This is a genomic window from Microbacterium sp. AC215 (assembly GCF_979258645.1).
Window position 1 is genome coordinate 962,265 of the sequence record NZ_OZ409869.1, and the last position, 20,501, is coordinate 982,765.

At 68.0% G+C, this 20,501-nt stretch carries 19 protein-coding genes; 8 read left to right on the forward strand and 11 right to left on the reverse strand.

Translation table 11 applies throughout. From position 1 onward, the window contains the following. Positions 1-99: 99 nt before the first annotated feature. The 3 genes from ACZZZF_RS04960 to ACZZZF_RS04970 form a co-directional block, all read right to left on the reverse strand. Positions 100-1,728, reverse strand: coding sequence for an extracellular solute-binding protein (locus tag ACZZZF_RS04960; RefSeq protein ID WP_463497341.1), 1,629 nt, complete (start codon positions 1,726-1,728; stop codon positions 100-102). Between the two features lie 65 nt (positions 1,729-1,793). Further along, the gene (locus tag ACZZZF_RS04965) at positions 1,794-2,777 is read right to left on the reverse strand and encodes a carbohydrate ABC transporter permease (protein WP_463497343.1); all 984 of its coding nucleotides are present in this window, start codon (positions 2,775-2,777) and stop codon (positions 1,794-1,796) included. Then, positions 2,774-3,748, reverse strand: coding sequence for an ABC transporter permease (locus tag ACZZZF_RS04970; protein ID WP_463497346.1), 975 nt, complete (start codon positions 3,746-3,748; stop codon positions 2,774-2,776). The genes ACZZZF_RS04965 and ACZZZF_RS04970 overlap by 4 nt, the downstream gene beginning before the upstream one ends. A gap of 454 nt (positions 3,749-4,202) precedes the next feature. Here ACZZZF_RS04970 and ACZZZF_RS04975 point away from each other — a divergent pair, with 454 nt between their 5' ends. The 3 genes from ACZZZF_RS04975 to ACZZZF_RS04985 all read left to right on the forward strand — a co-directional run bounded on the left by ACZZZF_RS04975 (position 4,203) and on the right by ACZZZF_RS04985 (position 9,257). Further along, a complete protein-coding gene (locus tag ACZZZF_RS04975; protein WP_463497349.1) occupies positions 4,203-6,116 on the forward strand; it encodes an alpha-galactosidase in 1,914 nt (637 codons plus the stop codon). Positions 6,117-6,205: 89 nt separating this feature from the next. Next, positions 6,206-8,767 (forward strand): X2-like carbohydrate binding domain-containing protein, encoded by a 2,562-nt coding sequence (locus ACZZZF_RS04980; RefSeq protein ID WP_463497352.1) that lies wholly within the window; start codon positions 6,206-6,208, stop codon positions 8,765-8,767. Positions 8,768-8,855: 88 nt separating this feature from the next. Further along, positions 8,856-9,257 (forward strand): RidA family protein, encoded by a 402-nt coding sequence (locus ACZZZF_RS04985; RefSeq protein ID WP_400340800.1) that lies wholly within the window; start codon positions 8,856-8,858, stop codon positions 9,255-9,257. Positions 9,258-9,272: 15 nt separating this feature from the next. Here ACZZZF_RS04985 and ACZZZF_RS04990 read toward each other — a convergent pair whose 3' ends face one another. The 5 genes from ACZZZF_RS04990 to ACZZZF_RS05010 all read right to left on the reverse strand — a co-directional run bounded on the left by ACZZZF_RS04990 (position 9,273) and on the right by ACZZZF_RS05010 (position 13,334). Then, the gene (locus tag ACZZZF_RS04990; RefSeq protein ID WP_463497354.1) at positions 9,273-10,349 is read right to left on the reverse strand and encodes a DNA polymerase IV; all 1,077 of its coding nucleotides are present in this window, start codon (positions 10,347-10,349) and stop codon (positions 9,273-9,275) included. 65 nt (positions 10,350-10,414) lie between these two features. Further along, positions 10,415-10,807 (reverse strand): DUF1304 domain-containing protein, encoded by a 393-nt coding sequence (locus ACZZZF_RS04995; protein WP_053095709.1) that lies wholly within the window; start codon positions 10,805-10,807, stop codon positions 10,415-10,417. A 28-nt stretch (positions 10,808-10,835) separates the two neighbouring features. Continuing rightward, positions 10,836-11,729, reverse strand: a complete 894-nt coding sequence (locus ACZZZF_RS05000) for a CPBP family intramembrane glutamic endopeptidase (RefSeq protein WP_463497356.1) — start codon at positions 11,727-11,729, stop codon at positions 10,836-10,838. Beyond that, complete coding sequence (gene trmB / locus ACZZZF_RS05005) at positions 11,726-12,451, reverse strand: tRNA (guanosine(46)-N7)-methyltransferase TrmB (RefSeq protein WP_053095707.1); 726 nt, start codon at positions 12,449-12,451, stop codon at positions 11,726-11,728. The genes ACZZZF_RS05000 and trmB overlap by 4 nt, the downstream gene beginning before the upstream one ends. Before the next feature lie 43 nt (positions 12,452-12,494). Beyond that, positions 12,495-13,334 (reverse strand): DUF3097 domain-containing protein, encoded by an 840-nt coding sequence (locus ACZZZF_RS05010; protein WP_463497358.1) that lies wholly within the window; start codon positions 13,332-13,334, stop codon positions 12,495-12,497. A 122-nt stretch (positions 13,335-13,456) separates the two neighbouring features. Here ACZZZF_RS05010 and ACZZZF_RS05015 point away from each other — a divergent pair, with 122 nt between their 5' ends. The 4 genes from ACZZZF_RS05015 to ACZZZF_RS05030 all read left to right on the forward strand — a co-directional run bounded on the left by ACZZZF_RS05015 (position 13,457) and on the right by ACZZZF_RS05030 (position 17,642). Continuing rightward, positions 13,457-15,505, forward strand: coding sequence for a TPM domain-containing protein (locus ACZZZF_RS05015; protein WP_463497359.1), 2,049 nt, complete (start codon positions 13,457-13,459; stop codon positions 15,503-15,505). A gap of 55 nt (positions 15,506-15,560) precedes the next feature. Beyond that, positions 15,561-16,304 carry a PspA/IM30 family protein gene (locus ACZZZF_RS05020; RefSeq protein WP_053095704.1) on the forward strand — a complete coding sequence of 248 codons (744 nt, stop codon included), beginning with the start codon at positions 15,561-15,563 and terminating at the stop codon, positions 16,302-16,304. A gap of 67 nt (positions 16,305-16,371) precedes the next feature. Further along, positions 16,372-17,175, forward strand: coding sequence for an arginase family protein (locus ACZZZF_RS05025; RefSeq protein WP_463497362.1), 804 nt, complete (start codon positions 16,372-16,374; stop codon positions 17,173-17,175). Further along, positions 17,172-17,642 carry a Fe-S oxidoreductase gene (locus ACZZZF_RS05030; protein ID WP_463497365.1) on the forward strand — a complete coding sequence of 157 codons (471 nt, stop codon included), beginning with the start codon at positions 17,172-17,174 and terminating at the stop codon, positions 17,640-17,642. Before ACZZZF_RS05025 ends, ACZZZF_RS05030 begins: the two co-directional genes overlap by 4 nt. Here the strand turns inward: ACZZZF_RS05030 and ACZZZF_RS05035 are convergent. From ACZZZF_RS05035 to ACZZZF_RS05045, 3 genes are read right to left on the reverse strand one after another with little or no spacing between them, the layout of a single operon-like run. Further along, entirely contained in the window at positions 17,632-18,102 is a 471-nt protein-coding gene (locus ACZZZF_RS05035) for an SIP domain-containing protein (RefSeq protein WP_295102786.1), read from the reverse strand. The genes ACZZZF_RS05030 and ACZZZF_RS05035 overlap by 11 nt on opposite strands. Positions 18,103-18,135: 33 nt before the next feature. Next, entirely contained in the window at positions 18,136-18,858 is a 723-nt protein-coding gene (locus ACZZZF_RS05040) for a tyrosine-protein phosphatase (RefSeq protein WP_053095700.1), read from the reverse strand. Beyond that, positions 18,855-19,337, reverse strand: a complete 483-nt coding sequence (locus ACZZZF_RS05045; protein ID WP_056278311.1) for a carboxymuconolactone decarboxylase family protein — start codon at positions 19,335-19,337, stop codon at positions 18,855-18,857. Before ACZZZF_RS05045 ends, ACZZZF_RS05040 begins: the two co-directional genes overlap by 4 nt. 171 nt (positions 19,338-19,508) lie before the next feature. Between ACZZZF_RS05045 and ACZZZF_RS05050 the strand changes: the two genes are divergently transcribed. Continuing rightward, positions 19,509-20,435, forward strand: coding sequence for an alpha/beta fold hydrolase (locus ACZZZF_RS05050; protein WP_463497368.1), 927 nt, complete (start codon positions 19,509-19,511; stop codon positions 20,433-20,435). Positions 20,436-20,501: the final 66 nt, after the last annotated feature.

Sequence of the window (20,501 nt, forward strand, 5' to 3'; positions counted from 1 at the left end):
ATGCCATCGGCATCCGTCCCCTTCTCGCGCCCAGCCCGCCACGGTCCGCAGCGCAGAGATGCGCGGGACGGATGATCCGCCCCGCGCATCCCGTGTCGATCAGAGTGCGTCGTACGCGGTCTGCAGCAGCTCCAGGTAGCGTGCGAGCCCGAGGCCCTCGATGTCGGCGACGTACGCGTCCCACGCGCCGTCGTCCGTGATGTCGCGCTGCCCCGTGACGAACTCCGCCTGGGCCTGCGTGATGTAGGTGGCGATGTTCGTCTGCAGCTCCGCGAGCTCGGCCGAGGTCTCGAGGTCGGGCCACAGCTTCTCGATCGGGAAGATCACGCTCTCGTCGGGCTGGAAGGGCTCGTACTCCTGCGTCGCGTAGAGCAGACGTCGCTCGTATCCGTCGGGCGTGTAGATGTCCTCCGGCACGACCTGGGCGTTGCGGAACTCCAGCGAGTCCCAGTACTGCGACATCGAACGCCACGCGGCGTTGGAGGTCTCGTCATACGTGATGGGACGGAATGTCGGCTCGAGCTCGGGGTCGAGCGCGAGGTCGCCGTCGACCGCGGGCACCCACGCCTCCCCCTCCGGTCCCATCGACGCGCGGATCTGGCCCTCGTCCGTCGCGAGGTAGTCGAGCAGCTTGATGGCCTCGATGCGCTCGTCCTCGGTCGACTTGTTGGTCAGCGCGAACGTGCCCACCGGATTCACCGGCGACCGCCACGTGGCGAGCTGAGTGCCGTCCGGACCCGCGATCGGCGCGACCGCGTCGTAGTTCTTGTCACGTCCGTCAGGAGAGTCCGCCGAGACGAACACGTACGGGTGCAGCGTGACGGCGGAGCCGAGGATCTGCGCGTCCCCGCTGTCTCCGAGCGCCTTGAGGGCGTCGCCGTTCTGCGTGAACGCCCCGGTGTCGAGCAGCCCTTCCTGCGCCAGCGACGTGATGTACTCCAGCCCCGCCCGCCAGCTGTCCGAGGTGGCGTTCAGCGCGACCTCATCGCCGTCGAGCACGAGAGGCGGCGGGCTCGAGGGTCCGCCGACCGGCGCATAGGTGAAGGCGTTCATCAGATAGTTGATGATCGGCTCCGACGCCGAGCCGCTCAGCGGCACCTCGTCGGCGGCGCCGTTGCCGTTCGGGTCGCCGTCCTTGAAGGCGCGCAGCACCGTGCGCAGCTCCTCGGTGGTGGTCGGCTGCTCGAGTCCCAGGGCGTCGAGCCAGGTCGTGTTCATCCAGAGCTTCGACGGGTAGCTGCAGTGGAAGCACTCGCTCCACTGGGTGATCGCGTAGATGTGGCCGTCAGGCGCGGTGACCGACTGCTTCCAATCGGGCTTCTCCTCGAATCGCTCGGCGAGGTTGGGGGCGTAGTCGTCGATGAGGTCTTCGAGGGGCACGAGCACCCCCTGCTGCCCGTACTTGAGGATCTCATTGCGCGAGAATCCGTCGACCCACGGCACGAGGAAGTACGCGTCGGGGTAGTCGCCGCTGGCGAGCGAGATCTGTCGCTTCTCCCCCGCGACGCTGCCGTCGTAGGTCGTGGTCTGCCAGTCGAAGTCGATGTCGAACTTCTTCTCGACCTCCTGGGTGAACAGATTGTCCTTGAGCGAGCCGTTCTCGCCCTGCGGGCCGAATGCGACGAGCTGGCCGTTGTCGTCGCTCGCCGGGGTGCAGGCGGCGAGCGCCAGTCCCGTCGCGACGACGGTGACCGCCGCGATCGCGCCTCGTGTGATGCGGTGTGTCATTGCCGGAATCTCCTTTGACCGGTTCAGGTGTGCGGGTGGGTGTGGTGGGTCTGTGAGAGGAGTGGTCAGCCCTTGACGGCGCCGACCATGATCCCCTTGCTGAAGTGCTTCGCGACGAACGGGTACACGATCAGCATCGGCACGGTGGCGATGATGACGGTCGAGTACTTGAGCAGGTCGGCGAGCTCTCGACGTTCGAGCTGGGCGGCCAGGTCACCGCCGCCTCCGCCGTCGTTGAGGATGAGGATGCCTCGCAGCACGAGCTGCAGCGGCTGCAGGTCGGCGTCGCGCAGATAGAGCAGCGCGTCGAAGTACGAGTTCCACTGCATGATCGCGTACATCAGCGCGATGACCGCGAGCAGCGGCTTGGCGAGCGGCAGCACGATGGTCCAGAGGATGCGGAGTTCGCTCGCACCGTCGAGCTGTGCCGCCTCGTAGACCTCGTCGGGGATCGACGAACGGAAGTAGACCATCGCGATGATCACCTGCCAGACGCCGATCGCGTTCGGGAGGAGCATCGACCATCGGGTGTCGAGCAGGCCGAGCGACTGGACGACGATGTACATCGGGATCACTCCGCCGGAGAACAGCATCGTGAAGACGACGCCGCCGGTGAGGGTCTTGCGCCCGAACAGGTTCGCCCGGGACAGCGGATACGCGATGGCGACCGTCCCGGCGACGCTGATGATCGTGCCGACCACGGTGTAGAACACCGAGTTGCCGAATCCGCGGAGGATCGCGGGGTTGTTGAGAGCTTCGGTGTACCCACGGAGGGTGAAGTCGACGGGCCAGAACAGCACCCGGCCGGATGACACCGCCTGAGGGCTGGAGAACGAGCTGGCGACGATGTTCAGCAGCGGCAGGAGCACGACGAGCAGGAAGACCGTCAGCAGCAGGTAGGCGGCGATCACGAAGACGCGATCCGCTCTGGTCTCCTTCACCTTCACCCCGGAGGCCAGGGGGTCCCGTCGGCGGCGGCCGCGCCCTGAGGCCGATCCGACGACGATCTCCTCGGTGAGCAGGGGCTGCTCTCTGATCACGGTGCTCACCACAGCCCACTTCCTGTCACTCGCTTGGATATGCCGTTGACGACGAGCAGGAGCACGAGGCTGATGACGGCGTTGAAGAGTCCGATGGTGGCTCCGAGGCTGAAGTTGGCGTTCAGGATGCCGGTCTTGTAGACGTACGTCGGGATGATCTCCGACGTCGAGAGGTTCAGCGCGTTCTGCAGGAGGAACGCCTTCTCGAACCCGATCGCCATGATGTTGCCGACCCCGAGGATCAGGATGATCGTCGCTGTCGGCAGCAGGGACGGCAGGTCGACGTACCAGATCTTCTGCAGCCGTGATGCGCCGTCGATCTTGGCGGCCTCGTAGAGGGAGGTGTCCACGGACGCGAGGGCGGCGAGGTAGATGACCGCGGAGTACCCGGTGGTCGTCCAGATGTCTGTCGCCACATAGATGTGCCGGAAGAAGTCGGCGCTCGCCAGCAGATCGACCTGACCTGCGCCGAAGAAGCTCAGCGTCCGGCCCAGGATGCCCACGCGTGGAGACAGCAGCAGGATCGTCATCGACACGATCACGACGGTGGAGATGAAGTACGGCGCGTACGTGACGAGCTGGACCGTGCGGGTGAAGAACCGCAGTCGGACCTCGTTGAGCAGGATCGCGAGGATGATCGGCAGCGGGAAGCTCGCGATGAGGGTGTAGACCGCGAGGATGAACGTGTTGCCGATGAGCTTGGGGAACACCGGGTTGCGGAAGAGTGCGGTGAAGTTGTCGATTCCCACCCAGGGACTCCCCCACACGCCGTCGATGGGGTTGTAGTTCTTGAACGCGATGACCGCGTTGGCCATCGGCACGTATCGGAACACGATGAACCAGATGACGGGCAGGAGCAGCAGCAGGTACAGCTGCCAGTAGCGGCGCAGGCTGCGGACGAATCGCGAACGTGCGTCGGTGCGTCGAGGACTCGGCGGCGAGATCTCGACCGGTGGTGCGTGCTCAGCACTGAGCTTCATGATCGCCCTCCCAGGGCAGGATTACTTTACGTCGTAATAAAATCACGCCGAGCCGAAAAAGTAAACGCTCGATTTCCGGTCGGCGATTTCGAGGGATCGCTTGCACGTCCATCTCAAACGTGATTTATTGACGTTGTCAAGTAACTACCGGAGGGTCTCATCCCATGACTTCCCGTGCAGACACCGTCGTCGCACTCCGCGCCGCTGGTGCCGCCTTCATCGTCCAGATCTCCGACCCGATCCCCCGTGTGCTGCACTGGGGCGCGGACCTCGGAGCCCTCGATCCCGCGGCCGTCTCGGCGCTCGCCCTCACCGCCGGGCCCGCCAAGCTGAACAACTCCCCCGACATCCCGCGTGCCTTCTCCGCGCTGCCCACCGAGTACGAGGGCTGGTCGGGAACCGCGGCTCTCTCCGGTCACGCGAGCGGACGCGCCACGACCCCCGACCTCGACTCGTGGGACACGATGTCGAGATCCCGTCCGACGGCGTCGGCGGGCGCATCGTGCTCCGGTTCGACGACACGATCAGCGGCATCCGCACCGAACTCGCATATCACCTCGACCCGCACGGAGTTCTCGCGGTCGACATGTCCCTCGCACGCGACGCCGCCCTCAGTCCGCGCATCGGCCGGACCCCCTACACGGTGGGCGCCGTGCTGTCGCTGCTTCCGCTCCCCGAGCGCGCGACCGAGATCCTCGACTTCACCGGGAAGTGGTGCCGCGAGCGCTCCCCGCAGCGTTCGCCCTTCGGCTTCGGCACCCACCGTCGCGCCGCGCACCGCGGCAAGCCGGGACACGACTCGCCCTTCCTGCTCGCGGCCGGAACCGGCGGATTCGGCTTCAGGCACGGAGAGATCTGGGCCGTGCACCTCGCGTGGAGCGGTGAACAGCAGTACCTCGCCGAGCGCCTTCCCGAGGGCGCCGGCGTGTTCAGTTCGGTCATCGGAGCCGGTGAGGAGCTCCACCCGGGCGAGATCATCCTCGAAGACGGCGACCGCTACGACGCACCGACCGCGCTGTTCCTCTGGTCCGACAGCGGACTCGACGCCATCAGCGACCGACTCCACCGGCGCCTGCGCGCGCGTGCGACGCATCCGCGCTCGCCGCGACCCCTGGTGCTCAACACCTGGGAGGCGGTCTACTTCGACCACGACCTCGAGCGCCTCACCGCGCTGATCGAGCGTGCGGCGGAGGTGGGGGTCGAGCGCATCGTGCTCGACGACGGCTGGTTCCGCGGACGCCGCGAAGCGGATGCCGGCCTGGGCGACTGGTTCGTCGACGATGAGGTGTGGCCGGACGGACTCGGGCCCCTCGTCGATGTCGTGCGTGCTCAGGGCATGCAGTTCGGTCTCTGGTTCGAGCCCGAGATGATCAATCTCGACTCCGATCTCGCGCGCGCCCACCCGGACTGGGTACTGGGTCCGGCCGAGGGCCTCGGCCCGGAATCCCGGTCGCAGCACGTTCTCGACATCGCGCGCCCCGAGGCGTACGACTACCTTCTCGCGCGTCTCGACGCTCTCGTGCGCGAGCACTCCATCGATTACCTGAAATGGGATCACAACCGCGATCTTCTCGAAGCGGTCAGTCGCAGCGGCGATGGGGACAGGCCCAGCGTGCACCGGCAGACGGCCGCGCTCTACCGCCTGCTCGACGAGCTGCGGTCGAGGCACCCGGGGCTCGAGATCGAGACCTGCTCGGGCGGCGGCGGACGCATCGACCTCGGGATCCTCGACCGCACCGATCGTGTCTGGGCTTCGGACTGCAACGATCCGGTCGAACGCGTCCAGATCGAGCGGTGGACGCGCAGCCTCGTCCCTCCCGAACTCATCGGCTCCCACCTCGGCTCCGCGCGATCGCACACCACCGCCCGCACCACCGATCTGTCGTTCCGTCTGGCGACGTCGCTGACCGCGCACGCGGGCATCGAGCAGGACCTCACCGTCGTCGACGACGGCGAGCTGGCGGCGATCGCCCGCTGGACCGCGATGTACCGCGAATTCCGCGACCTGCTGCACAGCGGTCGCGTCGTCAACGCGGACCTCGCGGATCCCGCGACATCACTCTCGGGAATCGTGGCCCGAGACGCATCCGAAGCGCTGTTCACCTGGAGCCGGTTCACGACATCGGCATCGGGCCAGTCCGGTCGGGTGCGTTTTCCCGGACTGGATGCCGCTGCGCCGTACACCGTCCGGATCCGCGAGGATCTCGGCGCGTCGAGCAGACACGGCGGAGACCCCGAGTGGGTGACGGCCGCCGTCGCCGCTCCGGTCGAGATGCCGGGGTCCGTCCTCGTCACCGCCGGCGTCCCCCTGCCGACGCTCAATCCGCAGCAGGCGATGCTCATCGAGATCAGGCGCGCAGACGACTGACGGTCACACCTCCTTCCCATCCCCCGACAGAGCAGTCGAACGAGAGGAAAGCAATGAACGCACACCGACAGAGAAGGAGAGCGGCCTCGTTGACCGCGGCACTCGCCGCGACAGCGATCGTCCTCGCTCTGGCACCTGGCGCGAGCTGGGCCACCGAGGCGACACCGGAACCGACTCCGGCGCCGGAGACGACGCCGACGACGGCTCCCGCGCCGACGGAAGACCCGGCCCCGACCGAAGAGCCGGCACCGACTGAAGAGCCGGCACCGGAACCTGCTCCCCCGAGCGACCCGGAGCAGGATCCACCGGTGGATGCGACGCGCACGCCTGCGGACGAGACCGAAGACGGCATCTCGAACCGATCAGCCGCCCCCTACATGGGCTGGAGCAGCTACAGCATGCAGGTGTACGAAGGGGGCCAGTGGATCACCGCCGATCAGATCATGGCTCAGTCGGATGCCATGCATGACAAGCTCCAGGATTACGGCTACGACTACATCAACATCGACGCCGGCTGGAACGGGGGCCAGGACGAGTACGGACGCCCCATTCCCAGCACGACGCTGTTCCCCGACGGGCTGGACGCGGTGATCGACCACGTGCACGACAACGGCCAGAAGGTGGGTCTGTATCTGATTCCCGGGATGAGCCTCGAGACGGCGCAGAAGGCGCTCCCGATCTACGGCGCTCCCGGCTGCACGACCGAGAATCTGCTCAAGCAGCCTCTCCAGCAGGGCGACTACTGGGGCTATGGGTACCGACTCGACTTCGACAACCCCTGCACCGAGAAGTACATCGACTCGATCGCCGATCTGCTCGGCGAATGGGGAGTCGACTTCATCAAGTTCGACAGCGTCACCCCCGGCTCCGGAATCAGCGACCTGTCGATGGACGCCCGCGAGGAGGTCGCCGCCTGGTCTCGGGCGCTCGACCGCAACGACATCTGGTTCGAGCTCTCCTGGGCCGTCGACATCGACTACGCGGACTACTGGAAGCAGTATGCAGACGGCTGGCGCATCGACTGGGACGTCGAATGCTACTGCGGCGATGAGGCCCTGACCACCTGGGAGAACGTCGCTCGCCTGTTCCCGAGGCTCTCGGACTGGTGGCGCCACGCCGGGCCCGCAGGCTGGAACGACCTCGACTCCCTCAACGTGGGCAACGGGAAGATGGACGGCCTCACGCGCGACGAACGCCGCACCGCGACGACGCTCTGGGCGACCTCCGCGGCGCCGATGTACCTGGGCAACGATCTGACGAACCTCGACGAGTACGGGCTCGAGCTGATCACCAACCGTGAGGTCATCGCCGTGAACCAGGCAGGCGTGCCCGCTCGCCCCGTCTCGACGGCCACGAAGCAGCAGGTCTGGTACGCACTGAACCCGGATGGCACCTACACCGTGGCGCTGTACAACCTGGGCCGTGCAGACGCCGACATCACGGTCGACTGGTCCGACATCGGACTCGACGGCTCCGCGAAGGTCCGCGATCTCTGGGCCGGCAAGAACCTGGGATCGGAAGCGGAGGGCTTCACCGCCGAGAGCGTGCCGATCCACGGCGTGCGCCTGCTGAAGGTGACGCCCGCGAAGCAGGCGGCACTCACCGTCAACGACGACTCGCTGCGGGTCGGCTACGACGGGGCGTGGGTGCGCAACGACGGCAACGAGGTGCCTGCGACATCGCAGCCCTTCACCGTCGCGGTGTCCGACACCCCGGGTGGAGGCACGCCCGAACCGCCCGCCACCGGGCTGACAGTGACCCTGAACGACGACGATTCACGCATCGGCTACAGCGGGTCCTGGGGCGACAGCAACAACCGCGGGCTGGGCGACCACGGCGACGACGTCCACTATGTCGAGACGAACGGAGCGGCCTTCGAGTACACGTTCCAGGGAACCGGGATCCAGTACGTCACCGAGAAGCACGAATCGCAGGGCGAGGTCGAGGTCTACCTCGACGGACAGCTGGTCGAGACCGTCGACACCTCGCTGCCCGCGGCCGACGGGCGCCTCTCCCAGCAGGTGGTCTACGCCGTCGCCGATCTCGCGAGCGGAAGCCACACCCTGCGGGTGGTCAAGAAGTCCGGATCCTTCATGCTGCTCGACAAGCTCGTCGTCACTCTCGACAGCCAGCTGAGCACGACCTCGGGTGCGTTCAACAAGGCCGCTCCCGCCGACGTGACGGTCGATGTGCTGCGCGACCCGAGCGAGCTCTCCTCGATCAGCCTCGGCGGTGAGCCGCTCGAGCGCGACGCCGACTACACGCTGTCGGGATCGACGGTCACACTGAAGTCGTCGTACCTCGCCGCGCTCCCGGTGGGAGACGCGACGCTGGACTTCGCGTTCACCGGAGACCATCTCGACGATGTCCACGCCACCACGGCCGACGGCGACTCCGTGTCGTTCACGTTCCGCGGGACGGGCGTCGCGTGGCTCGGCCCGAAGGCACCCGACCAGGGAGCCGTCGATGTGTACATCGACGGCAAGAAGGTGAAGAGCGTCGACACCCACGCCGAGTCGCGCGTCTCGAATCAGACCCTGTTCGAGGCGACCGGGCTGAAGGACGGCGAGCACACGATCAAGGTCGTGAAGACGTCAGGAGACGTGCTCCGCACGGACGTGTTCCGATACACGGTCAAGAAGGTCGGCTGACCCCCGTCGGGGCGGGCCCCGTGCCCGCCCCGACGCACCGCCGACGAACCCTCTCGCGGATGTCCGCCCCCGGATGCACACTCTGCAGATGGAGATCACACTCGCACAGCCGGCGGGACTCGTCGTGAGCCCCGCCTTCAGTCATGTCGCCGTCGTCCCGCCCGGGGCCACGACGATCCACGTCGGCGGCCAGAACGGCGTCGATGAGACGGGCGCGCTCGTCTCGACGGATGCCGCCGATCAGTCGCTCCGAGCGGTCGAGAACGCTCGGATCGCGCTCGAGTCGGCGGGCGCAGGCCTCGACGATGTCATCAGCTGGACGATCTACATCCACCAGGATGCCGATCTTCGTGCCGCCTACGGTGCCGTCGCAGCGACGCTCGCCCGTGATGGCGCCCCTCCGCTGGTGACCGCAGCCCTCGTGGCCGGCCTCGGCGTCCCGGGCGCAGTGATCGAGGTGAGCGCGATCGCCGCCGTCATCCGCGAATGACCGCGGCGAGCCGACTCAGATCCTTCCGCGCACCGGGGTCCGCTCGGCCGAGTCACCGCCCTCGGGCATCGCCATCTCCGCGCGGACGCCGAGCAGTCTGACCTCCCGGTCGTGATCGAGCGTGGCACCGAGCGCCAGTGCCGCCTCGATGACCGTCGCGCGCCGGGTGGTCGGCTCCGGCAGCTTGCGGCCGAAGGTCTTGGTCTCGAACGGCGCATAGCGCACCTTCAGATGCACGCGGACGACCGGGCGCCCCTCGGCGGCGCAGTCGTCGAAGGCCTGCCCCGCCAGTTCAGTCAGCGCCGCCTGAACCTCTGCAGTCGTCGTGAGGTTCTGCTGGTACGTCATCTCGCGACTGTGGCTGCGGGCCACCCATGGGGTGCTGTCGACCACGGTCGGACCGCGACCCGAGCCCAGCCCGTGGTACCAGACGCCCATCCGCGGTCCGAACTCCGCGATGAGCTCTGCCTCGTCCGCGTCAGCGAGTTCCCGGACCGTCGTGATGCCGTGGGTGGCGAGCCGCTTCTGAACCTTCGGGCCGACTCCCCACAGGTCCCGAGTAGGCCGGTCTCCCATCACGTCGAACCAGTTCTCGGCGGTGAGCCGGAAGACGCCCCGGGGCTTGCCGAACTCGGTGGCGATCTTGGCCCGCACCTTGTTGTCGCCGATGCCGACCGAGCAGTGCAGTGCCGTCGACTCGAGCACCGCGTTCTGCGCGCTGCGCGCCGTCTGCTCGGGGTCGTCCGTGGTCACGCCGAGAAAGCACTCGTCCCAGCCGATGACCTCGAGCACCACCCCGGGCAGTGCACGCAGTGTCGACATCACCTCGGTGGAGGCCGATTCATACGCGTCGTGGTCCACCGGCAGGAAGACCGCGTTCTCAGGCGCCTTGCGCGCCGCGATCTTCAGCGGCATCCCGGATCCGATGCCGAACTTCCGCGCCTCGTACGACGCCGTCGACACGACGGCGCGCTCCGTCGGGTCACCCCGGCCGCCGACGATCACGGGAAGCCCGGCGAGCTCCGGTCGGCGCAGCACCTCGACCGCAGCGATGAACTGATCCATGTCGACGTGCAGCACCCAGTCGGTCATGCACCGAGTGTGGCCCGTGCCGGGCGAGTTGTCACCCCTCGGAGACGATCAGCGCATCACCGAGATCAGCCGATCGAGACGGCGATCGCGGTCGCGATCACGGCGAGGAGCGGCAGCGTGCCCTGCATCACCGCGGCACGCGCCTTCGTGCGATCGGAGAGGATCAGCACCAGTGCGGCGGCGAGCATCATCCCCGTTCCGGCGAACACGAGAGTCAGTCCCACCGTTGTGAAGCCGATGATCACGAAGCCGACGCCGAGCAGCGCGGTCAGCGCGAGGAACAGGTTGTAGAAGCCCTGGTTGAAGGCGAGCGCCTTCGTCGTGAGGGCGTCCGCCTCGCTCGCGACGCCGAAGATCTTCCTCGTCTCGGGCTCTGTCCATCTCAGCGACTCGAGCGCGAAGATGAAGACGTGGAAGGCGGCAGCGGCCGCGGCGAGGACGAGTCCGACGATGAGCATGACTCGATCGTATCGATGTCCGCTCGCGCTAGATCAGGAAGATCGGCAGAAGCCCGGGGTTGTGGGCGTGTACGAGCACCCCGAACACCACCGCATCGAACAGCAGGTGCACCGTGACGACATAGGCCAGCGAGTGCGTCCGCATGAAGATGAACCCCTGCAGCAGCGCGAACGGGATGGTCAGCAGCGGTCCCCACTCGCGATAGCCCAGCTCCCACAGGAATGAGACGAACACGATCATCTGCAGCACGTTGGCGAGGGCGTCGGGGAAATGCCTGCGCAGCAGGGCGAAGACGGTGCAGATGAAGAACAGCTCGTCCCAGATGCCGACCGCTCCGACGCCGACGAACAGCCGGGCGATGAGGTCGGGCGAGTCCACGACCGGCCAGTTCTGATAGACGCCGCTGGTGATGAAGTAGAACGGCAGGATCAGCCAGCCGAGCACCAGGACGGCGACGAGCCAGCCCCACTGCAGGCGCCCCCACCGGCGGTGCGCCCGCCAGGGGAAGCCGATCGCCCGGTCGCGGAACACGAAGCGGGAGACGACGTACGGAACCGCCACCGCGCCGCCGAGGGCGAGCGTGAACCGCAGCATGGCGAGGTTGTCGAGCTCTGCCGCGAGCGGGATCGCGCTGACGATGAGCATGCCGAGGGCGATCAGGGACAGGTCCCTGGTGAGTGAGGGCTGACGGCTGGTCCCCACGACTCGGGCGCTCTCGCGACGCGTGCCCACGCGCACCGTCTGATCCGCCGTCACCGGCAGACGGCGCTCGACGAGCCACGCGCTCCCGACGCCGAGTGCGAGCAGCGCCCAGCCGAGCCACGGGATCTGCACCACGAAGAATGCCGGCGCCGCAGCGCACACGAAGAGCGCGGAGACGACCGCCGGCCACGTCGCCGAGATGCGCTGCGCGGTGATCACGCGCGCGACTTCCGCCGATACACGAGATCGCGGATGTCTCGCCCCTTGGCGATCCCCTTGCGTTCGAACGCGGTCATGACGCGTCCATCGAATCGCTCGGCCCAGTCGCCGTCGAAGGCGCGCTCGAACAGAGGCTCCGCGTCGAGCACCTCGCGCATCTGCAGCGCGTAGTCCTCCCAGTCGGTCGCGAGGCGGAGCAGACCTCCGTCACGGAGTGCGCGAGCGGCGGTGTCGGCGAACCCCTGGCGGACGAGACGGCGCTTGGTGTGCTTCTTCTTGTGCCACGGATCAGGGAAGAAGATCCAGACCTCTGCCGCTGCCGCTTCGGGGAGGTACGACGAGAGCACCTCCGGCGCATTCGCCTCGACCACGCGGACGTTGCGAGCACCTTCGCGGTCGGCGTCGAGCATGGTCCTGGCGAGACCCGCGCGGAAGACCTCGACCGCGAGGAAGTCGTCGTCGGGGCGGGACGATGCGGCAGCGACGATGGCGTGCCCCTGACCGGAGCCGATCTCGACGTACAGGTCCGCATCCCGCCCGTACTCGGAGGCGGGATCGAGACGCGCCTCCGGGTGCACCGAGGTCCAGGCGACATCGCGGGGCACGTCGAGGAGGTAGTGCGGTCCGAGCTCTTCGAACGCGCGCTCCTGAGCATCGGACATCCGGCCGCTGCGGCGCACGAAGGAGACCGGTTCGTCGCGGAAGGTGCGGGGTTCGGGCATGCTTCCAGGGTAGTCGGCGGCGCTGAACGCCACCGACCGCGGGTCAGGAGGCCGGTGCCGTCACGAAGTCGATCAGCTCCTCCACCCGACCGAGGAGCGCGGGCTCGAGGTCGCGGTAGGTGTGCACCTTCGACAGGATGTGCTGCCAGGCGCGACCGGTGTCCGCCTGCGTCTCGTACGGCCACCCGAATGCGCGGCAGATCCCGGTCTTCCAGTCCGTGCCCCGGGGGATCTCCGGCCATCTCGCGATACCGAGAGCCCGAGGGGTGACGCACTGCCAGACATCCACGAACGGGTGGCCGACGATCTTCACATGCCTGCCGTACGGACCCCGGGCGACGGCGTCGGCGATGCGCGATTCCTTCGACCCGGGCACGAGGTGATCCACGAGGACCCCGTAGCGGCGCGATGCGCTGGGAGGCTCTGCGGCGAGCAGCTCGTCGAGCAGGTCGACTCCCTGCAGGAACTCGACGACGACGCCCTCGACCCGCAGGTCCGCTCCCCATACCTTCTCGACCAGCTCGGCGTCGTGCTTGCCCTCGACCAGGATCCGGCTGGGAAGCGCGACCCTGGCCCGTTGATCGGCGGCGACGAACGAGCCGGATGCCGTGCGTCGGAGGCCCTGCTCCTTCGCGGCCGGGACCGTGAGCCGCACCGGTGATCCGTCGATCAGGAACCCGCCTCCGAGCGGGAAGAGGCGCTTGCGCCCCACCCGGTCCTCGAGTTCGACGTTGCCGCCCTGCACCCGTGTGACCGCTCCGCAGAATCCGTCCTGCGCCACCTCGACGACGAGATCGAGCTCGGCGGGAACCTGCGGCACCGGCTTGGCTGCTCGTTCCCTCCAGCCGGCAGCGAGCACATCGGATCCGTACCTGTCGTCCATGCCATCCAGCGTATGTGTCTCCGCTGAGGGCGAACGGCTATCCCCGCTCGGAAGGTGTCGCGTGTCGGCCTCTGTGCATAGACTCGTGCCATGGGGCTCGGCTGCCGGTCGGAGGGAACACGATGAAGACACGGTGGCTGGCGCTGGCCGCACTGACTGCGGCGGCTGCAGCAGCCGCGTTCTCCGCATCTGCTGCCTCCGCGACCGACCCCGTGACGCTCGACTCGGGATACGTGACGGACGACGCCGACGTCCTCAGCCCGAGCCAAGAGGACGCCGTCGAGGCTCGACTCCAGACGCTCAGCGACAATTCCTCGTCCGATCTCTTCGTCGTCCTCGTCGATGACTTCACCTCGCCGACCGACAACGTCGCCTGGGCCGATACCGTCGCAGAGAACAACAACCTCGGCTCCGAGCAGTACCTGCTCGCGATCGCGGTAGAGGGACGCAGCTACTACATCTCGGCAGCACCCGACGGCCCGCTCAGCGACAGCAAGCTCGACGACGTGGAAGACAAGATCCAGGGTCTGGCCGCACAGGAGGACTGGGAGGGCATGATCGTCCTCGCCGCCGACGAGATCGAGGGCGACGGCGGTGCGGGCGCTCTACGGGCCACACTGATCGTGGTCGCCGTCATCGCGGTCGGCCTGATCATCTGGCTGGTCATCGCCCTCATTCGCCGCGCGCGTCGCAATGCCGCGATCCGCAGGCGCGGCGCCATGCCCGAGACGCCTGATCCGAACGATCCGTTCTCCACGCTGACCGACGACCAGGTGGAGACGCAGGCGGGAGCCGCACTCGTACAGGCGGACGACGCGATCACCTCGAGCCGCGAGGAGCTCGGCTTCGCCGTCGCCCAGTTCGGCGACGCGGCGACCGCCGAGTTCAGCGGAGCAGTCGAGACCGCGAAGTCGAAGATGTCCGAGGCCTTCGATCTGAAGCAGAAGCTCGACGACGAGATCGAGGACACCGTCCACGATCGCCGCGCCTGGCACATCCGCATCATCCGGCTGTGCGACGAGATCGACGACGTCCTCGACGAGAACACCGACGCGTTCGACGCGCTCCGCAAGCTCGAGCAGAACGCACCACAGGAACTCGACAGAGTCCGCGGCGAGCGAGCCGCTCTCGTCCCGCTTCTGACTTCCGCGGCTCCCGCTCTGGCCGCGCTGTCCGGCACCTACGACGCATCGGCGCTGAGCACGGTGTCCGACAACCCGGCACAGGCTCAGGAGCGGGCAGCCCTGGCCGACCGCTCGATCGAGGCCGCGCAGCAGGCGATAGCGGCCGGTCGCTCCGGCGAGGCGGCGTTCGCCATCCGCACGGCCGAGCAGTCGGTGGCGCAGGCGACACAGCTGGTCGAGGCCATCACCGCGCTGGGCACCGAACTCTCCCGTATCGAATCGCAGGCGCAGGCTCTCGTCGCCGAGCTGCAGGCCGACATCGCCGCGGCACAGCAGCTGCCTGACGCCGGAGGCACGCTCGCCGCGCTCGCGGCCGCAACCTTGCAGCAGCTGCAGCGTGCGCAGGCCGACCTCTCCGGAGCATCGCGCAGTCCGCAGCGCGTGCTCGAAGCGCTCAGCGCGGCGAACACGCAGATCGACGCCGCGATCGCGGAGGGCACCCAGGCCGTGGAACGGGCGCGACGCGTGCAGCAGCTTCTCGAGCAGACCCTGACGCAGGCGGGCTCCGAGATCCGAGCAGCGCGCGAGTACATCGAGACGCGGCGGGGAACCGTCGGCTCCACGGCTCGCACCCGCCTCTCCCAGGCCGACGCGACCCTTACTCAGGCCGTGAGTCTGCGGTCGTCGGATCCCGAGACCGCGCTCGCAGAAGCAGGACGCGCGCTCGAACTCGCCCGGCAGGCCACCTCGTCCGCCCAGGCGGATGTCGCGGCCATGAGTCCGAGCCGCTATGAGAGCGGATGGGGCGGCGCCGGCGGCAGCATCTTCGGCGGCGGATCAGGCTCCGGCGGTTCCGGCCTCGGCGGCGACATCCTGGGCGGCATCATCGGCGGTCTGCTCTCGGGCGGCGGCGGAGGCGGCGGCTCCTCGCGCAGCAGCAGCTGGCGTTCCAGCGGTGGCGGCGGGTTCCGCAGCTCCGGTTTCGGCGGAGGCGGCGGCAGCCGCTCCAGCGGCCGCAGCGGCCGTTCGGGAGGGCGACGCTTCTGAACCGCACACCTATCGACCCCAGACATCGAGTCCGACCCTCTGAAAGGAACCACGCATGACCAAGCAGTCCATCTTCGGACGTATCTCGACCCTCGTCCGCGCGAACATCAACTCGCTCCTGGACTCTGCGGAAGACCCGCAGAAGATGATCGACCAGCTCGTTCGCGACTACACGAACAGCATCGCCGACGCGGAGTCGGCCATCGCCGAGACCATCGGCAACCTGCGTCTGCTGGAGCGCGACCACGAGGAAGACGTCCAGGCCGCCACCGAGTGGGGCAACAAGGCTCTCGCCGCCAGCCGCAAGGCCGACGAGATGCGCTCCACCGGCGACGCCGCCGATGCCGACAAGTTCGACAACCTCGCGAAGATCGCTCTGCAGCGCCAGATCAGCGCCGAGCGCGAGGCGACCGGGGCCGAGCCGCAGATCGCCGCTCAGACCGAGATCGTCGACAAGCTGAAGTCCGGCCTCAACGGCATGAAGGACAAGCTCGGCGAGCTGAAGAACAAGCGCAGCGAGCTGCTCGCCCGCGCCAAGGTCGCCGAGGCTCAGACGAAGGTGCAGGATGCGGTCTCCTCGATCAACGTCCTCGACCCCACCAGCGAGCTGGGACGTTTCGAAGACAAGGTCCGCCGTCAGGAGGCCCTCGCCCAGGGCAAGATCGAGCTCGCGGCATCCAGCCTCGACGCTCAGTTCGAGAGCCTCGAAGACCTCGGTGAGCTCACCGAGGTCGAGGCTCGTCTCGCCGAGCTGAAGGCGGGCGGCTCCGCCCCTCGCCAGGCCATCGAAGGCTCCTGACACACCTGCGGGTGCCTCGGATCCTCGCGTCCGAGGCACCCGCTCCTCTTCTCAGCTGGAGGCACCCATGGTGCGTTTCCTCGTCGTCCCGCAGTGGCAGGGCTCCCCCGCCGCTCGCGCGATGCTGCTCGTCGACGGCGCCTCGGCGATCGCCGGCGACCTTCCGCGTGCCGCGACCACGGTGCTCGATGTGCCGGTCGAAGCCGGTGAATCCCTCGGCACCGGCGTCCGCCGACTCAGCGCTCTCCTTCGCACCCGAGAGCTCGTCGAAACCGGCATGACCGCCGACACCGTGATCATCGGCGGCGACTGCAGCGTGACCGTCGCCGCCCTGGCGGCTCTTCCCGGCGGAACCGACGACCTGGCCGTCGTGTGGTGCGATGCCCACGCCGACCTGCACACGCCGGACACCTCATCCTCCGGAGCGTTCTCCGGCATGGCGCTCCGCGCGGTACTCGGCGACGGAGAGCCTCAACTCGCGCTCTCGCCCGGGATCCCCCGCGATCGGGTGGTCACGGTGGGCATGCGCAATCTCGACGACGACGAGGTCACCGCCCTCGACGGCCTCGCCCAGCTCTCCGTCGACGATCTGGAATCGCCCGACGCTCTCGCCGACGCGGTCGAAGCGACCGGCGCGCGCCGCGTATGGGTGCACATCGACGTCGATGTGCTCGACCCTGCGGAGATCGCCGGCGTCTCCTCCCCCGCACCGTTCGGACTCTCGCCCGCGAGTCTGAGCACCGCGATCCGCGCACTGCGGTCCCGTGTGCCGCTGGCGGGCGCCACCATCGCGGGGTTCGCCCCTCGCTCACCCGCTGACGCGGTCGACGACCTCGGCGCGCTGCTCCGTCTCGTCGGAGCCGTCGCATGACGTCCGACTGGCGGCCGGCCGCCGAGCGCGCTGTGGCTCGCGGTCGGAGACTCGACCGCCGGATCCCCGCGTTCCTCCTGCGTTCGCCGATCAGCCGGATCGGCTACTGGTGGGGCACGTCCGTGGGCTGGATCTGGGGGTCCCTGTGGAGCACGGGTCCCGTCGAACGCCGATCGGGCCTGTGGGTGTTCCAGGGGATGCCGAACTGGACGTTCAACCGCGGCGGAGTGTGCGTCGGCGGCTGCTTCCTGACGGGTGACGCCCGTCCGAGCGAGGCCGTGCTGCGCCACGAGGCGGTGCACAAGGCGCAGTGGCTGCGCTACGGCATCCTGCTTCCGGTGCTCTACCTGTTCGCGGGCAGGGATCCGCTGCGCAACCGCTTCGAGATCGAGGCGGGCCTGGAAGACGGCAACTACGTGCGCCGCAGCAGGTCGCGGCCGTCGAGCGCGGAAGCGCTCAGCGGTTGACGGGCAGCAGCCCGAAACGCTCCGGAGCGTGGATCTGAGCAGGCTGGATCTCGAGGGCGCCCGTCAGGTGCTCAACGATGTCAGCCGTGCCGAGGAAGCCTCCGAGAAGAGTGACGTGGGTGTCGAGCTCGTCGTCGCAGAGCATCTCGTCTGCCCACGCGCAGGTCGCTCGGGCGAGAGCCTCGCCGGGTGCGCACGCTCGCCCGCTTCCCGGTGCGCCCGATCGCTGGGATCGAGCGAGCCACGTGACCGTCATGCGTCCAGGGGCTTCGATCACGCCGATGTCGGACGCGTCGGCGACCTCGATGAAGATCCGACCCGACGCGCACAGCGGCAGAGTGGCGAGGAAGACCTCGAGCTCGGTGAGCGAGTGCTCGTCGGCCGTCACCAGGTGGTGAGCACGGCGACGTGCGGCGCGGCGTTCGGCACGCGTGCTGCGGGTCTCGAGGAAGGTCTCCATGATGCATCCATCATACAGCACATGAAGGGTTGCCTAACCTTGCTCGGGGACTTCTTCCACAAGTGCGTATCGCAGAGCCTCGAGTTCCTGGTCCGTCATCCCGTTCGCGCGCAGGTAGCCGGCGGCCGAACCCCAACGTTCGTCGACCTGCTCGAGCAGCGCCCGCATCACCGGTGCCGGCGACTGCGTCGCCAGAGCGACGGCGTGCACAGCCTGCGGATGCTGCGACCTCAGGTATGCAGCGATGCGCTGCGACCGCTCGGCGGGCAGCAGCGACTCCGTGAGCGCGTAGTCCGCGACGATCGCCTCACGGTCGGCGCCCACTGCGGCGAGTGCGAGCGCGACGGTCACCCCGGTGCGGTCCTTGCCGACCGTGCAGTGAACGAGAGTCGGCTCCCCCTCAGCGATGATGCGGATCGCGGCGACGAGCCGATCTCCGCTCTCCTCGAGCAGGTGCAGATAGAGATCCTCCAGGCTCGTGTCCGTCTCGAAGAACGACCGCACGGATCCGAGGAACAGCGGAAGGTGAGTGGTGTCGGGACCCTCGATCTCGGTCGGCTCTGCGGCGACCTCTTCGCCGTCGCGAAGATCGACGATGTGAGCGACGCGGCGACGGACCTCGTTCACCCCGGCAGTGGTCGCCGCCGAGAGCTGGCCGGATCGCAACAGCACGCCCGAACGGATCCGACCACCGTCTGCGAGCATCCCTCCGACGTCGCGGAAGTTGTTGACCCCGTCGACCTCGAGAACGCTCATGCCTGCGCCTGCGCCTGCGGCGAGCGCGGCGGAACCGGGTATCTTCCGGCGATCACGACTCGGTTGAAGGCGTTGATCGAGATGCAGGCCCAGCTCAGTGCCGCGTACTCCTTCTCGGTGAACACTCCACCGACCCGGTCGTACACGTCGTCGGAGATGCCCTCCTCGGAGATGAAGGTGAAAGCCTCGGCGAGCTCGAGCGCGGCTTCCTCGCGGTCACTGAAGACATTGCTCTCGCGCCACGTCGCGATCTGCATGAGCGTGTCGGTGTCGATGCCCGCCTTGAGCGCGCGATCCACATGCAGACGCGTGCAGTAGCTGCACCCGTTGAGTTGCGACGAGTGGATCATCACGATCTCCTTGAGCCGATCGTCGATCCCGTTGGCTGCGCAGATGTCTCCCACGGTGCGGGCGAAGGCGTCGAGCGCCTGGTAGGCCGCCGGCTCGGTCTTTGAGAGGTGCACTCGCGTCTCGCTCATGGCTCAATGATATTCCGTTGTGCACTCAAGCTGGCGAGCCGCTCACAGGAAGCGAGAATGCAGAGCGCGAAATGACAGCGCCGATTTGATACCTTTTCGCCAAGGGTGAGCCGGGTTACGGCAAACATAATGCTCCCGCATTTCCCCACCACCCTCGAAGCAGAGCAGAATATGCAGGTGGCGATCGACACCAGCGAGTTCAGCTATCTTCCCGCACAGGCGCAGACGATGGGGGTCGCCGAACCGTCCGTTCGACGCCTGACGCTGCCCCTGCCGGACGGCCGCCAGGTGAGCGCGCTGCGATTCGGCGACGAGGCACCTCGAGTGACACTGCTGCACGGCGCCGGTCTCAATGCGCACACGTGGGACACGACCGTGCTCGCGCTCCAGCAGCCGGTGCTGGCGATCGACCTCGCCGGTCACGGCGACTCGTCGTGGCGCGACGACCTCGATTACACCCCTCGCACTCTCGCCCTCGACGTCGCCGCGGCGCTCGACGCCTGGACGGACGCCCCGCAGCTGGTCGTGGGCCACTCGCTCGGCGGCCTCACCGGCGCAGCTCTTGCCGCTGCCCGTCCCGACCTCGTGTCGGAGCTGATCGTGGTCGACATCACCCCGGGCATCGACACGTCCGCCGGGCCCGCCGCCCTACGCGAGTTCTACGCCGGCCCCACGGATTTCGAGACGCGCGACGAGCTCGTCGACCGCGCGATCTCGTTCGGGTTCGGGGGCGCCAGGTCTGACACCGAGCGGGGCGTATTCCTGAACACCCGCGTGCGCGCCGACGGCCGCATCGAGTGGAAGCACCACTTCGCGCACCTCGCGGCCCAGACGCTCGCTGCGCACGACCGCGGCGACGTCTCGGCGCCGTCCGCACTTCACACCACCGGCTGGCAGGATCTCTCCCAGACGTCGGCACCCCTCACGCTCCTCCGCGCGATCGACGGCTTCGTGACCGCAGCGGATGCGCAGGAGTTCGCCGATCGTCTGCCTCAGGCCCGCGTGGTCGCCGTCCAGGCCACCCACAACGTCCAGGAGACCGCGCCCGGGCAGCTCGCCGCGGTGATCTCGTCCTCGCTCCCGCCGCACGGAATGTGACGTTCCGTTCCACATTCCGCCCTCACCCACCCGACACATCCCTAGGCTCGATCCATCGGCACACAG